The sequence below is a fragment of the Rhodococcus opacus B4 genome (assembly GCF_000010805.1).
GTDB lineage: Bacteria > Actinomycetota > Actinomycetes > Mycobacteriales > Mycobacteriaceae > Rhodococcus_F > Rhodococcus_F opacus_C.
Window position 1 is genome coordinate 1,325,886 of the sequence record NC_012522.1, and the last position, 14,204, is coordinate 1,340,089.

The following is a 14,204-nucleotide window of genomic DNA, read 5'->3' on the forward strand; positions in this document are numbered from 1 at the left end:
TCACTGACCTGCCTTTTCCGTGTCGGTGTCGGTACTGGTGTCCGCGTCGTCCTCCCGGCCGGGGGTACGCAGGTTCCATTTCTTGATGACGAAGCTGAACAGGACGTAATAGATCACCGCGTACCCGAGCCCGATGGGGATCAGCATCCACGCGTTGGTGGCCTTGCCGAAGTTGAGGACGTAGTCGAAGAAGCCTGCGGAGAATGTGAATCCGTCATGGATGCCGAGCGCGTTGACCAGAGCCATCGAGGTGCCGGTGAGGAACGCGTGGATCAGGTACAGCGGCCAGGCGACGAACATGAACGCGAATTCGAGGGGCTCGGTGATCCCGGTGAGGAACGCCGTCAGCGCAGTGGAGAGCATGATGCCGCCCACGACCTTCTTCTGCGACGGCCGGGCGTTACGCCAGATCGCCAGTGCGGCAGCGGGAAGCGCGAACATCATGATCGGGAAGAAGCCGGTCATGAAGATGCCGGCGCTCGGGTCGCCGGCGAAGAACCGGTTGAGGTCACCGCGGACGAGTTCGCCACTCGCGTTCTGGTAGTCGCCGACGAGGAACCACACGGTCGAGTTCAGGATGTGGTGTAGTCCGGTCGGGATGAGCAGGCGGTTGGCCATGCCGTAGACGCCGCCACCGATCACCGAGTTCTCGGCGACCGTCTCGCCCACCCACGTCAGAGCGGAGTTGAACGCCGGATACAGGAACGCCATGAGGACGCCGACGACGAGACCGGTGACGGCGGTGAGGATGGGAACGAGCCTGCGCCCGTTGAAGAATCCGAGGTAGTCGGGCAGTTTGGTGCGGTAGAACCGCTGCCACAGAATGGCGGACAGCAGACCCATCACGATGCCCGCGAGAACACCGTAGTTGATCAGCGCCTGGTCACCGTTCGGGTCGGTCTTGCCTTCGAGGACGACCGGGGACATGGCCTCGAACACGCCGTTGATGACCATGTATCCGACCACGGCTGCCAGCGCGGTGGACCCGTCCGCCTTCTTGGCCCAGCCGATGGCGATGCCCACCGCGAAGATGAGGGGCAGCCAGGTGAACACGGCCTGGCCTGCCGCGGAGATGACGGACGCGGCGGTGTGCATCGAGTCGAATCGGCCGAGGAGGTCGTCCTGACCGAGCCGGAGCAAGATGCCCGCCGCGGGAAGTACCGCGATCGGCAGCATCAGGCTGCGCCCGAGGCGCTGCAACCCGGCAAACACCGCTGATTCCTTTTTCGGGCTGTCTACGACAGTCATATCGGCCTTCTCTGTGCGCTTCGGTCGCCGAATCGGCGTCTGGTGAGCCCCGAAACCGGTGGCGGCGAGCGCGTCGTACGGCTTCGGGAAAACTATTGTGGACCAGCACCCCCAACGGGTACTGTCCGGTCATAACCAGTTGCTAGTTTGACCAGGTGAGCACAGGATGTCAACAGGCAAATGTGATTCAGCTAACTCATTCCGCGCCATCACCTGCAGCGCAAACACGAACTACGAGGGAGAACCGATGTCCAAAGCGGACGCAATCATCAGCGGCCTCGGCGGTGCCGACAACATCGTCGAGATCGAGGCCTGCATCACCCGGCTGCGCACCGAGGTCAAGGACGGCGCCAAGGTCGACGAGGCCGCGCTCAAGGCCGCGGGCGCCCACGGGGTGTTGAAGGCGGGCAGCGTCGTCCAGGTCATCGTCGGCCCCGAGGCGGACACCCTGGCCGAGGACATCGAGGACATCCTGTGAGCCTGTCGGTACAGGCTCCACTGCCCGGTCGGGTACTCGCCCTGGCCGACGTGCCCGATCCCGTGTTCGCCGGACAGATGGTGGGTTCCGGAGTCGCGATCGAGCCGGCGCGCGACCGCGGCGCCCTCGACGTGCTCGCTCCCATCTCCGGCAAGATCCTCAAACTCCACCCGCACGCGTTCGTCATCCTGGGCTCGGCGGGCGGCGGCGTGCTGGTTCACCTGGGCATCGACACGGTGAAACTGCAGGGTGAGGGGTTCACGCTGCTGGCGGCGGAGGGCGACACCGTCGACGCGGGCGACCCCGTGGTGCGATTCGACCCGAGCGAGATCGACGGCACCGGGTACTCCGCCGTCTGCCCGATCGTGGTGATGGATTCCAAGGCGGATTCGGTGTCCACCGACAGCATCGGGTCCGACGTGAACACCGGCGACGTCCTGTTCGACTGGACGGCGCCGTAGGAACGGGGCGGCCGGGCTCAGACGCTGCGCTGAGTCCGCTCCCCCTGAACTTCCATCTGCAGTTGGTAGCGATCGGACCGGTACCAGCTGCGGGCGTGCTCGACGGGCGTGGGGCCGCTGAAGGACACCCGGTCGAAGTACATCACCGGGGCACCCTTCTTGATGCCGAGCAGGGTCGCGATGTCCTGGCTCGCCCCGTCTGCGCTCACGGTCTGCTCGGCCCGGTCGATCGGCATGCCGTACCGGTCGGCGGTGGCCCGGTAGATCGAGCCGGTCAGGTCCAGATCCAGCAGGCCGGGAAGCAGCGCCGCGTTGTACCAGCCGTCGTCGACGCTGACCGGTTCCCCGTCAGCCAGTCGCAGTCGTTTGACGTGATAGGCGCTGGTGCCCGGTGCGATCCGCAGCGCCTTCGCGGTGGCCTCCGGAGCCGCGTCCTCCTCACACTGCAGCACCACCGTCGTCGGCTTGTGCCCCTGCGCCCGCATCTCCTCCGTGAACGAGGCCAGGTGAAGCTTGGACTGCACCGGACGATGCGCCACGAACGTGCCCTTGCCGCGCACCCGCACCAGGTGCCCCTCGTTGACGAGCTGCCCGATCGCCTCGCGAACGGTGATGCGACTGACGCCGTAGTCCTGCATCAGTTTTCGTTCACTGGTCATGAGATCGCCGGGCTGGAGTTCCTTCGTGCACTTGTGCAGCAGGATGGCACGGAGTTGCTCGTGCTTCGGAATCACGCTGTCGCGTAGATGTACGGGCATCATGCCGGCGGCTCCAGCTCTGTTCACGGGTCGGACACATCGGATCAGGCAGTCGGACTGCAAAGGTCCCGTCCGGTCCGGTCCAACAACGAGAATACGTGATCCGCACGCCCGGGCCTACCGTGCGGCCGCGGCCAGCGCCTCGAGGTACCTGCGCGTCATCACTTTCTGCACGACCCGGCCCGCGGGCCCGCCGAGCCGCGTGAACCACCGCCCCGGTTTCGAGAACGCCGACACGGTCGCGACGACGGCGCCGTCCGGCCGCTGCTCGACGACGAAGCTCTCCTCGCCGCGCTCGGGGTGACCCGGCAACGTGCCGTACGCGAAGCCCCTGCGGTGCGGAAAGTCGAGCACGTAGACGACCCGGCAGGAGAAGGCGAGCCGGACCGGACCGACGCCCCAGCGCAGTTCGACCGACGAGCCGGGCACCGCGGTCGGAGCGTCGGCCCGCACCTCGAGCCCCGCGCCGCGGTGCATTCCCCAGCCACACAGATGGGCGGCGGCCGCCTCGAATGCGTCCGCTCCGTGGCCGATCACCTTCTGCTCACGCAGATGGTGGTATCCCGCGGGGAACGGAACGTTGCGGCTCGCGCCCACCTCCGGGTACGTGAACGCAGGTGGGTCGTCTCGGGAGGTACTGATGACGGTCGATCCTCTCGGTCGGAGGTCGGCCCAGACTACTGCTCCGACCGGACCGCGGGGCGGATGTTCTGGTTCACATGGAACAGGTTGTCCGGATCGTACTTCGCCTTCACCTGCGCCAGCCGGTCGTAGTTGCCGAGGTAGGAGGCACGCACGCGGTCCTCGCCCTCGGACATCATGAAGTTGACGTACGCCCCGCCCGCGGTCGTCGGGTGCAGGGCCTCCCAGTATCCCTTGGCCCAGTCCGTGATGATCCCGGCGTTGGCCGGATCGGGATCGACACCGACGATCACCCCGGCCCAGCCGCCGTCCCGGTACGCGAACGCCGTGGCGTCCTCGCCCACCCGCGTCGCCGAGCCGTCGATCGGGTACATGTGCATCGTCGAATGCCCGGTCGGCAGCCGGCGGCCGAACTCCAGATGGATGTCGATCGCGTCGTCGGAGATCTCCCGGACGAAATCTGCGCGCCAGTACCACTGCAATCCTGCCGGGTACAGTGCGTCGAAGGCGGATTGCAATGCCGTGAAGGGCATTTCGCCGAGTCCCACCAGTAGCGGGTTTCCGAACCGGCGGATCGGTTCGAGCACCGCGTCGGCCTTGCCCGGGTCGCCCGTGTAGCACCAGACGATGCCGCACGCCTTGCGTCCCCACAGTTCCTCGGGGAACGGCGGCGCCGGCGGAATGGTCAGCAGGCCGATCCAGCCGTTGAGTTCCTCGGGCAGCGACGGCAGGAGTTCGCGGTACCACCGCATCACGTCGGGGGTGTCCTCCAGGTCGTACAGCACCGGACCACCGACCACGTTTCCATGGTTGCCGATGTCGTGACACGCGAACTGGAACGACGTGACGACGCCGAAGTTTCCGCCGCCGCCCCGCAGCGCCCAGAACAGGTCCGGGTGCGATCGCTCGCTCGCCGTCACCAGTGTGCCGTCGGCGAGGACGACGTCGGCGCTGAGCAAATTGTCCACGGTGAGCCCGAAGCGGCGCGTCAGATAGCCGATTCCGCCGCCGAGTGTCAGCCCGCCGACACCGGTGGAGGCGATGAATCCGGACGGGGTGGCCATGCCGAACGGCACGGTCGCGTGGTCGACGTCGCTCCAGGTGCATCCGCCGTCCACCCGGACCGTCCGGTCGGCGGGCGAGACGGTGGTGGAGCGCATCCCCGACAGATCGATCACGAGGGCGTCGTCCCACACGCCGAGGCCTCCCGCGTTGTGTCCCCCGCCGCGGACCGCGAGTTCGACGCCCTGCTCCCGCGCGAACCGCACGCACGCGACGACATCCGCAGCGTTGGCGCACCGCGCAATGGCGGCCGGCCGACGGTCGATCATGGCGTTGTACACCGCACGCGCGTCGTCGTAGCCGGCGTCGTCGGGAGTGATCAGTTCACCGCGCAGTGACGCGGCCAGTTCCGCGAAGGGCGGCGGTGTCGTCGTCGACGGGGTCGAGTTCGTGATGGTGGTGCTCATGACCTTCTCCTCGATTCGGCGGGCCCCGAAACGGGCCGTACCTGGTAATTCACACCGTAGGAAGCCCGCGTTCGCGCACCGTTCGCGCCGGAACACCTCCCGCGAACGGTCCGAGATCCGCACGGAGTCGCAGCACCTGCGGCAACCACCAGCGGTCGTCGCGTTGCTCGGCGGCGATCCGGGCGGCGTCGAGCGTCGCGCGTGCCGCGCCGATGTCCCCGACCTCGATCTGCACCTCCGCCAGCAGCGAGAGCCAATACGGCATGCGCGCGAATGCCCGCTGTCGCCGCAACCGGTCGAGTCCCTCACGAATCTTCGCGATTCCCGGTTCGCCGCCGAGGAGCCTGCCCTCGAGGATCTGGGACCACTGGCTGTAGTACGCGAAGCTGTAGCGCTCGCACAGCTCCCGCAACTCGGTGACCGAGGCGAGCAGCGCGACTTCGTCGCCACGGATCTGATGCAGCACCGACGCGTATCCCAACGCGACCGCGAGACTGTAGGGGTGACCGCAGGTCCGGCCCAGCGCGAGGGCCTCCGCACACGACTGCACGGCCGCCTCGTCGTCGCCGATCATCCAGTACGCGTGCGACTCCCACGCGCGGGCATGGACCTCGAGCCGGGTACCGAGGATGAACGAATAGTCGTCGGAGAACGCCGCCCGCGCCCGGTCGAAATGGTCGATCGCCTCCGCCGGGCGGCCCAGGCCCAGGGCAGCGCCCGCCACGGAGAACTGCGCCTGACCCTCGAATTGGGGTTCGGCCGCAGACAATTCGAGTGCGCGCACGCCGATACCGTGCGCCTGCGCGGTGTGCCCCTGCACGAAGTGCACCGCGAACAACCCGATCAGAGCCGCGAGTACCACCGTCGGCCGGCGCAGTTTCTGCCCGAGCTCCGCGGTGCGGTCCAAGGTCTGCTCGAGCTCGGCCGAAGAGTACCCGTACAGCGTGGTCAGCGGCGCCGACATGGCCTGCCGCACGTCCATCTCGTGCGCATCACGGTTACGCCCGGCGGGCATCGCTTCGAGGAGGTCCAGGCAGTGCCGGAAGTGTCGCAGGGCCTCGGCGTTCGCGAACACTCCTGCCGCCCCCTCGGCGGCGCGCTGCAGATAGTGAAGCGCGCGGTCGGGGCGACCGCCCCGTCGATACTGCTCGGCGAGCTGCAGTGCCACGTCGTCGGTGCGGCCGGTGTGGAGGAGTTCGAGGCCCTGCGCCAGGCGGCGATGCAGGAGCCAGCGCCGCGGCGGGCCCACCGAGCGGTACGCGGCCTCGCGGACCAGGTCGTGCACGAAATCGTAGCCGCTGCCCGCCGGCCGAAGGATTCTCCGCCGCCACAGTTCGTCGACCGCCTGAACGAGAGGATCCGCATCCAGGTCGCTCGCCTCGCTGAGCAGGTCCAGGTCGAAATCGGTGCCGAGCGCCGCGGCCAGGCCCGCGACCTCCCGCGCGGGTTCCGAACATTGTTCGAGCCGCCGCTGCAGCACCGCCCCGAGGTCGTCGGCGGCTCCGCCGGATCCGGTCGCGTCCGGGCCGGGCACCATCCGGGCGGCCTCGACGACGTACAGCGGATAGCCCCCGGTGGCGGCGTACAGCACCGCCTCCTCCGCGGGACCCAGCTCCCGGCCACCGAGGGATCTCGCCAGTTCGGCGGTCCCGTCGGCGGTCAGCGGGTCCACCTCGACGTCCGTGACCAGTCGCGCCGACCGCAGGACCCGCAACGCGTCCGTCACGTCGCGGCGGGACTGCGTCTCGTCCGTGCGGGCGGTCGCCGCGACCAGTACCCGCAGCGGGGACTCGAGGGACAGCAGGAAGGCCAGCCATGCCGTCGTCTCCGCGTCGCACCATTGCAGATCGTCCAGGACGAGCAGGACCGGCCGGCCGGGCGACAGCACCGCGCGCGCCGTTCCCTCGAAGAAGCGGTGCCGCTGCCACGCGTCGACCATCGCCCGGGACGTCGACGGTCGCGGCGTGGCCTCGGCGCTCGGGACCAGCCGCTCGACCTCCACCCGCCACAACGGGTTCAGGGACGTGATCGCGGACTGCAGTTCCGGGCTGCGGAGCCATTCGGCGACGGGAGCCAGTGCAACGCGCCCCGGCAGTCCGAAACAGCGGGCGGTGACGACGACCGCGCCGTCGGCGCGGGCGATCTCCGCGAGTTCCGTGGTCAGCCGGGTCTTGCCGACCCCGGCGTCACCCGAGACGAGCAGCAGCCCCTGCCTGCCGTCGAGGGTCTGCCGCCACCGCCGCTGCAACTCCCCGCGTTCGCGCTCGCGCCCGATCAGGGCGGGCGTCGCCGTCCGAACGTGGTCGGGCCGGGGAGCCGCGGCGGGTTGCTCCCCCAGCAGGTTGTCGAACAGCCGGGTGGTCGCGGCGCCCGGCGCGACCCCGAGTTCGGTCTCCAGCACCGCCGCGCATCGGTGGTACGTGGTCATCGCCGCCGCCCGGTCACCCGATGCGGCCTGCAGTTCCATGAGCGTCCGGTACCCGACCTCCGCCAGCGGGTCGAGTTGGATGCGCCGGCGGGCGCACGCCGTCGCCGTCTCCACCTCACCCGACTCCCGCAGCACCCGCACCATCGCCTCGCAGAGTTCGACGCACTGGCGGCGCAGCACGTCGCGATGATCGAGAACCCAGTCGTCGTACGCCCCGGGCATGAGGTCACCGCGATAGGTGTCGATCGCGCGGTCCGCGTGTTCGAGAAATGACCGGGAGTCGGAATCGCCGAGGGCGGCGAGAGCGGCCGACCGCTCGGTGCGGAACGTATCGACGTCCACCCGGCACGACGGCGAGTCGGTCCACGTCAGCGTCGGCCCGTCCGCAGTCGGCGCACCGTCCGATCCGAGAAGTCCGCGCAGGTTGTGCAGTTCCCGCCGCAGGTTGGTGCGGGCCTGCTGTTCGCTCGACTCGGGCCAGAACAGCCCGGCGAGCCGGGTCCGGGACTGGGCGAGACCGGCGTGCAGCACGAGGTAGGCCAGCAGCGCGATCGCCCGTGACGAGACGGTGCCGGCCCGGTCGTCCTCCGGGTTCGACACGCGCTGCTCGCCGAGCAGGTAGACCGTCAACATGACTGACCAGCTCCCGGTCGCGGAGCGAGGCGAGCTTCCGCGTCCTCATCATCGCACGGTCAGCGGAAGTGCTGGTACAGCGCTTTCAGCTCCCGGATCGCGGCGTCCACCGCACGCTCGTCCTCACTGACCGAGCGGATAGCCTTCCGCAGCAGGAGGGGGTCGAGGTCGTCGATCGCGGCCCGGAAGTCGGCGTCGGGCAGGCCGGGCAGCGAGGACTCGTCACCGAACCAGTCGTCGACGTCCGCGTCGGAGGAGTCGCCCCCGACGCCCTCGATCAGCATGTCCAGATCGACGCCGCGCAGCGTCAGGATCTCGAGCGGGTTCTCGTCGATGCGTTCGGTGGTGAGGTACGCGACCGCCGCCGCATGCTTGCACGGCCACCCGTCGTCCGGGCAGGTGCAGTCGTAGTTCAGCGCGGACGCCCCGGCGGGCAGCAGCAGGGGGCCGAGCGCCTCCGGCACCCCGCCGCCCGCCAGCATGGCCAGGCTGCCCGGTTGCCGGCGCACCAGTGCGACCAGTTCGGCGATCTCCGACGCGTCGAGGCGATCGATCGAGACGGTGGCCACGAACGGCTGGAGCTGACTGCCCTGAACCTCCCCCGTCACCGTCCCGCCTGCGATCTCGAGCGAGATCACCTGACCGCTGCGCGCGTAACTCCGGCCGCGGCTCATCCGGCCCTTGTCGGCGACGAATTCGATGATGTCGAGGAATTCGCGGCCCCACCACGTGCGGCCGAACGACCCACGCCGGGACCGTGCCTCCAGCCCGCCCGTCACGGGACGGCGTCGGCCGTACTGACCGAAGTACGGCCCGGGGCGCCGATTCGTCATTCGCCCACCGCCTCGTCACCGAGCCGCAGCAGTTCGCCCAGCTGTTCGGTGCTCATCTCCGTCACCCAGTTCTCGCCCGTCCCGACGGCGAGGTCCGCCAGTTCCTGCTTGGTGGCGATCATGGCGTCGATCCGCTCCTCCAGGGTGCCGACGCACACGAGCTTGCGCACCTGCACGTCCCGCCGCTGGCCGATCCGGAACGCGCGGTCCGTGGCCTGGTTCTCGACCGCCGGGTTCCACCACCGGTCGAGGTGGACGACGTGATTGGCCGCGGTGAGGTTCAGCCCGGTTCCGCCTGCCTTCAGCGACAGCATCATGATCGGCGGCCCGTCGTCGCCCTGGAACGAGGCCACCATGTCGTCGCGCTTCTGCTTGGGAACACCCCCGTGCAGAAACGGCACGGGGGTACCGAAACGTTCGGCGAGGTAGGGGACGACGAGGTCACCGAATTCACGGAACTGGGTGAACAGCAACGCCTTCTCGCCGTCCGCGACGACGGAATCGAGAATGTCCTCGACGAGCCCCAGCTTGCCGGAGCGGTGCTGCCCCCGCCGCATCACCGCCGACCCGTCGCGCAGGAAGTGCGCCGGATGATTGCACACCTGCTTGAGTTTCGTCAGCGCGGCGAGGACGGCGCCCTTGCGCTTCATCCCCTTCTTGTCCTTGATCTGCGCCATCATGTCGTCGACGACCGCCCGGTACAGCGCGGCCTGCTCGGCGGTGAGGTTGGCGCGGACCGTCATCTCGAACTTGTCCGGGAGGTCGGCGATGACCGCGGGATCGGTCTTGACGCGGCGCAGCACGAACGGGGACGTGACGGCGCGGAGCCGGGCGATGGCCGTCTCGTCCTGCTCCCGCTCGATCGGCACCACGAACCGCTTGCGGAACATCGCCTCCGAACCCAGGATCCCCGAGTTCGCGAAATCGAGGATGGAGCACAGTTCGTCCAGCCGGTTCTCGACCGGAGTGCCCGTCAACGCGACGCGGTGCTCCGCCGGGATGCTGCGGGCCGCCCTCGCCTGCCCCGTCTTCGCATTCTTGATGTGTTGCGCCTCGTCCAGCACGACCCTCCGCCAGTCCTGCTCTCTCAGCTGCGCGACGTCGCGGGCGAGCAGCGCGTACGTGGTGATCACCAGGTCGCTCTGCGTCACGGCGGCGGTGAGGTCGTCGCCGCTCAGGCGCTGCGGACCGTGGTGGACCTGCACCCGCAGCGAGGGAACGAAGCGCGCCGCCTCGCGCTGCCAGTTGCCGACCACGGACATCGGGCACACCAGCAGGGTCGGCGTGGCGGCGCTCTCGTGTGCCAGCAGCGCGAGCAACTGCAGCGTCTTGCCGAGACCCATGTCGTCGGCCAGGACCGCGCCGAGGCCGAGCCTGCTCATGAACACCAGCCAGTCGAGCCCCCGCTTCTGGTACGGCCGCAGCGTGGCGTCCAGCCCGTCCGGGGTCGGCACGTCCTGCGGCTTCGTGTCGCCGTCGAGCAGCGCGGCCGCCCAGCCGGTGGCGGTGACCTCCTCGACAGGGAGGTCGGACAGATCGTCCGCGATGAGGTCTTTCAGCAGGTCCACGATGGCGCGGTCGCCGCTGCCGTGCCGTTCGGCCACGTACCGCGCGGCGCGGGAGAGCACCTCCCGATCGGCCCGGACCCATTCACCGCGCAGCCGCACGAGATCGCTCTTCGAATTGACCAGCCGGTTCATCTCCGCGGCGGTGAGCACCGTGTCGCCGAGTGCGAGTTCCCAGTTGTACTGCACCAGCTGGTCTTTGCCGACGGACCGGTTCTCGGCGCTCGCCGGGGTGCTCGGCGAGCTCACCCGCAGTCGCATCGACGGCGACGCCACACTCCACGCCCGCGGCAGCAGCAGGCTGATGCCCTTCTCCTTCAACGCCACCGCACCGTGCCCGACGAGGTCGATGACCACCGCGGTGGGCAGCATCAGGTCGAGACTGTCGGGGTCGCTGGGGACGTCCTGCAGTCGCGGGTAGGCGGCGACGGCCTCGGTCAGTTTGCGAACCCCGGTCTGCAGGCGGCTCGCCTCCGTGCGGTGCAGCGGAATCGGCACCGGCGCTTCACCTTCCGGTCGCAGGCACACCTGCAGCCGCCACAGCACCGTGTCCGGGTCCCAATCACCCTCCACGTCCACGTCGTCCGGCTCGAGCAGACGCAGCACCAGTTCGGGCTCGTCCACCTTCAGGCTGTCGCGCCACCCGTCGAGGGAACCCGCGAGCAGGGCGGTGCCCTCGGCGAAGTCCTCGCCCCGCACCAGCGCCTCGATCAGCGGGTGCTCCGCGCCGGCACCGGAATTTTCGGGGTGCCCGCCGCCGAGAACCCGCCGGGCGACGGGGTCGGTCAACTCGGTCACCATGTCGTCGAGCACCGCCCGCGGGGTGGTTCCGTGCCGCTGGACCGGGGGCATCGCGACCGACAGTTCCGTGAGCCAGGCACGCTGCCGTTCGCCACCGAGCAGCCGCCAGCGCGGCCACCAGCCGCCCTCCGCCCGGTGTACCTCCGGCACGACGCGTCCCGCGCGGACCCACCGCTCGACACCGCGCGCCACGTGGGCCAGGTAGCGCAGATCCCCCGCGATCCGGGGGTCGCGGGCCGACACCGACAGCAGGAAGTCGGTCGCGTCGGGCGGAGCGAGTGCGACCGCGGCCCACTCGAGCATCTCCGGGCCCGACGGGGTCGGCATCGGCACCTTCACGTGGTGGCGGAACTTCCGCGCCAGCACCCGTCCGACCGCGTCCGACGGCTCCTCGGCGGCCGGATTCCGGTCCCCGACCCACAGCATGAGACCCGAACCGGGTGTCCAGAGGCCGTGCAGCATGCACCCATCCAATCAGGCGCAACCGACAGCGGGAGAAATCCCTGCTCGGGGCTGTAACCCTCGACGAGATTCTGCCGATGAACGAGGTGGCGGCTGTCCACGCCGGGATCGACCGGGATCGCTGCCGTTCGTAGATCGCAGTGATCGGAGGAAGACGAAATGGACATGGCACAGATGTTGCAGGTTCTCGTTCAGCTCATCCAGGTCCTCGGACCGTTGATGGGTGGTGGCGGAGGCACAGGGTCCCTGGGGTCCCTGGGCGGCTGAGTTCTCGCGAGAAAGGCCCGCCGACACCGGTTCGGCGGGCCTTCTTCGTGCCCGGATCCGGGTCCTGGTTCGTGATAGGACTGTGGGCGTGAGCATGGCATACGGCTTCAGCGAGTACGGCGGCCCCGAGACGCAGCAGTTCTTCGACGTCCCCGTTCCCTCCCCCGGAGCCGGACAGCTGCTGGTCACCGTCCACGCGGCGGGCGTGAATCCCGCCGATTGGAAGGTGCGGGCGGGATCACGAAAGGACACCGTTCCCGTCACACTTCCCGCGGTTCTCGGCCGGGAGGTCGCGGGCGTGGTCGCCGATGTGGGCCCCCGGGTGACGGGGTTCGCGGTCGGTGACGCCGTCTTCGGCGCGACCGCCACCGGGTTCGGCGGATACACCGAGCACACCCTGGTCAACACGGCCTCTGCGGCACACAAGCCCGACGCGGTCTCGTTCGCCGACGCGGCCACGCTCCCGGTCGCGGCGGGGACCGCCTACGACGCGCTGACCACCCTGGACCTGGCTCCCGGCAGCCGGTTGCTCGTCGTCGGTGCGGGCGGTGGCGTGGGGGTCGCGGCGCTGCAGTTGGCCGCGGCCCGGGAGGTCACGGTGATCGGGGTCGCGAGCGAGGGCAAGCGGGAGGTCGTCGAGTCGCTCGGCGCCACGTGGGTGGCGTCCGGGGACGGACTCGCCGAACGCGTGCCCGGCCCGGTGGACGCCGTCTTCGATCTGGTCGGCGGCGACGCGCTGGCCGAGGCGGCGCGGGTGGTGACGGACCCGGCGGCGATAATCAGTGTCGGCGACCCGCTCGCGGCGCGGGACCTCGGCGGCTCGGGAGTGGAACGGCGCCGCACGTCCGCGGTGTTCGCGGAGGTGGCCGCGCTGGTGGCCGACGGGACCCTCGACCCACGGGTCGCCCACCGGTTCCCGTTCGCCCACGCCGGCGACGCTCTCGCGACGGTCGAATCCGGTCACACGAGCGGCAAGGTGGTGATCGAGTTCGGTTAGCGGGTCTGGCGTTCACCCGGTCCGAGGTAGATGCTGGAGAGACGTAGCTGCCGGAAACTCTCGGGAGTCGGCCATGAGCATCCTGATCCAGGTTCTCGAACAGGGGTACGCGCTCACCACCCCGTGGGAGCAACGGAAGTACGCCTTCGTCGATGCCACGCACATCGTCACCATCCGCCTCGACGGGCAGTCGGGGGTGTGGCTCGACGGAATGAAACACGGTGAGGCACACCGTCTTGCGGTCACCCCCGTCGCCAGCGAGGCGATCTTCTTCCTTTTGCGCACCCTCGACCTGCTCGCCGAATGCCGGCAGAGCGGCGGTTCCTGGGTCATCGGCCACGACGGCACGCACGTGTCGTCGATCGCCGCGGTGCGCCTGCCCTTCAGCTGACCTGTCGGGGGCCCGGTGCATACTCCTGGACGGTAGGGGGAGAGTGTTCGAGCGCCGGGGGACGCATGAGACTTCTGTACGTGACGGCGTGGCTGGCCGTGATCCTGTCGGCCGGCGGCTGCGGGGTGTCGCTTCTCGACCTGGGCGACGCCCCCGCGCCGGGCAGCCCGCCCCGCGCGCACATCGAGGAGTTGCTCGGGCGGGTCGCCACGGTCGAATCACGCCCGCACCCCGGCGGATACCAGCGTGGGTGTTCCGGCAGGGAGCTGTGCGTCTTCGGACCGGCCTGGACCGACGACCAGGACGCCGCAGGCGGTCACGACGGGTGCGACACCCGCAACAACGTTCTGGCAATCGATCTCCGGTCGCCGGTCTTCCGCGACGGCACCCGCGACTGCGTGGTGCTGAGCGGGGTCCTGGCCGATCCGTACTCCGGCGAGGTGCTCCCGTTCGACCGGGCGGACGCGAAAGCCGTCCAGATCGACCACGTCTACCCGCTGGCGGCGGCGTGGGACATGGGCGCGTCGACGTGGTCGCCCGACCGCCGGATCCGGTTCGCCAACGACGTCACGTTCAACCTGCTGGCCGTCAACGGTGCCGACAATCAGGACAAGGGCGACCAGACCCCGCAGGACTGGCTGCCACCGAATCCGGCGTATCACTGCTTCTACGCGGGCAAGTACCTCTCGGTGGCGGTGGAGTACGGACTTCCGGTGACCCGGGCGGACCGCGACGCGCTCGCCGAGGTGGCGGAGCGGTGTCCGTGATCGC

The 14,204-nt window shown here is 69.4% G+C and carries 12 protein-coding genes; 5 read left to right on the plus strand and 7 right to left on the minus strand.

The features are described from left to right. Nucleotides 1-1,248 carry a PTS transporter subunit EIIC gene (locus ROP_RS06210; protein ID WP_012688475.1) on the minus strand — a complete coding sequence of 416 codons (1,248 nt, stop codon included), beginning with the start codon at nt 1,246-1,248 and terminating at the stop codon, nt 1-3. A gap of 166 nt (nt 1,249-1,414) precedes the next feature. Between ROP_RS06210 and ROP_RS06215 the strand changes: the two genes are divergently transcribed. Beyond that, nucleotides 1,415-1,726: a glucose PTS transporter subunit EIIB gene (locus ROP_RS06215; RefSeq protein WP_148222440.1), complete on the plus strand. Its 312-nt coding sequence runs from the start codon at nt 1,415-1,417 to the stop codon at nt 1,724-1,726. Next, nucleotides 1,723-2,187 carry a PTS sugar transporter subunit IIA gene (locus ROP_RS06220; protein WP_012688476.1) on the plus strand — a complete coding sequence of 155 codons (465 nt, stop codon included), beginning with the start codon at nt 1,723-1,725 and terminating at the stop codon, nt 2,185-2,187. The genes ROP_RS06215 and ROP_RS06220 overlap by 4 nt, the downstream gene beginning before the upstream one ends. Before the next feature lie 17 nt (nt 2,188-2,204). Here ROP_RS06220 and ROP_RS06225 read toward each other — a convergent pair whose 3' ends face one another. The 6 genes from ROP_RS06225 to ROP_RS06250 form a co-directional block, all read right to left on the minus strand. Further along, nucleotides 2,205-2,948, minus strand: a complete 744-nt coding sequence (locus tag ROP_RS06225; RefSeq protein WP_043824297.1) for a GntR family transcriptional regulator — start codon at nt 2,946-2,948, stop codon at nt 2,205-2,207. A gap of 114 nt (nt 2,949-3,062) precedes the next feature. Then, a complete protein-coding gene (locus tag ROP_RS06230; protein WP_012688478.1) occupies nt 3,063-3,542 on the minus strand; it encodes a DUF1990 family protein in 480 nt (159 codons plus the stop codon). 80 nt (nt 3,543-3,622) lie between these two features. Next, nucleotides 3,623-5,056, minus strand: a complete 1,434-nt coding sequence (locus ROP_RS06235) for an FAD-binding oxidoreductase (protein ID WP_012688479.1) — start codon at nt 5,054-5,056, stop codon at nt 3,623-3,625. Between the two features lie 49 nt (nt 5,057-5,105). Then, a complete protein-coding gene (locus tag ROP_RS06240; protein ID WP_012688480.1) occupies nt 5,106-8,117 on the minus strand; it encodes an ATP-binding protein in 3,012 nt (1,003 codons plus the stop codon). 59 nt (nt 8,118-8,176) lie between these two features. Continuing rightward, a complete protein-coding gene (locus tag ROP_RS06245; RefSeq protein WP_012688481.1) occupies nt 8,177-8,950 on the minus strand; it encodes an SWIM zinc finger family protein in 774 nt (257 codons plus the stop codon). Continuing rightward, complete coding sequence (locus tag ROP_RS06250; protein ID WP_043824299.1) at nt 8,947-11,778, minus strand: DEAD/DEAH box helicase; 2,832 nt, start codon at nt 11,776-11,778, stop codon at nt 8,947-8,949. The genes ROP_RS06245 and ROP_RS06250 overlap by 4 nt, the downstream gene beginning before the upstream one ends. A gap of 361 nt (nt 11,779-12,139) precedes the next feature. On the opposite strand from ROP_RS06250, the gene ROP_RS06255 reads away from it, so the two are divergent. From ROP_RS06255 to ROP_RS06265, 3 genes are all read left to right on the plus strand, one after another. Continuing rightward, nucleotides 12,140-13,042: an NADP-dependent oxidoreductase gene (locus ROP_RS06255; protein ID WP_043824302.1), complete on the plus strand. Its 903-nt coding sequence runs from the start codon at nt 12,140-12,142 to the stop codon at nt 13,040-13,042. 73 nt (nt 13,043-13,115) lie between these two features. Next, on the plus strand, nt 13,116-13,433 hold the full coding sequence (locus ROP_RS06260; protein ID WP_012688484.1) for a hypothetical protein: 318 nt from the start codon (nt 13,116-13,118) through the stop codon (nt 13,431-13,433). 65 nt (nt 13,434-13,498) lie between these two features. Next, the gene (locus ROP_RS06265) at nt 13,499-14,200 is read left to right on the plus strand and encodes an HNH endonuclease family protein (RefSeq protein WP_012688485.1); all 702 of its coding nucleotides are present in this window, start codon (nt 13,499-13,501) and stop codon (nt 14,198-14,200) included. Nucleotides 14,201-14,204 lie beyond the last annotated feature (4 nt).

Coding starts and splice junctions, on each gene's coding strand:
- ROP_RS06210 (WP_012688475.1), bottom strand. CDS start 1,248: ATGACTGTCGTAGACAGCCCGAAAAAGGAATCAGCGGTGTTTGCCGGG.
- ROP_RS06215 (WP_148222440.1), top strand. CDS start 1,415: ATGTCAACAGGCAAATGTGATTCAGCTAACTCATTCCGCGCCATCACC.
- ROP_RS06225 (WP_043824297.1), bottom strand. CDS start 2,948: ATGATGCCCGTACATCTACGCGACAGCGTGATTCCGAAGCACGAGCAA.
- ROP_RS06235 (WP_012688479.1), bottom strand. CDS start 5,056: ATGAGCACCACCATCACGAACTCGACCCCGTCGACGACGACACCGCCG.
- ROP_RS06240 (WP_012688480.1), bottom strand. CDS start 8,117: ATGTTGACGGTCTACCTGCTCGGCGAGCAGCGCGTGTCGAACCCGGAG.
- ROP_RS06245 (WP_012688481.1), bottom strand. CDS start 8,950: ATGACGAATCGGCGCCCCGGGCCGTACTTCGGTCAGTACGGCCGACGC.
- ROP_RS06250 (WP_043824299.1), bottom strand. CDS start 11,778: ATGCTGCACGGCCTCTGGACACCCGGTTCGGGTCTCATGCTGTGGGTC.
- ROP_RS06255 (WP_043824302.1), top strand. CDS start 12,140: ATGGCATACGGCTTCAGCGAGTACGGCGGCCCCGAGACGCAGCAGTTC.
- ROP_RS06260 (WP_012688484.1), top strand. CDS start 13,116: ATGAGCATCCTGATCCAGGTTCTCGAACAGGGGTACGCGCTCACCACC.
- ROP_RS06265 (WP_012688485.1), top strand. CDS start 13,499: ATGAGACTTCTGTACGTGACGGCGTGGCTGGCCGTGATCCTGTCGGCC.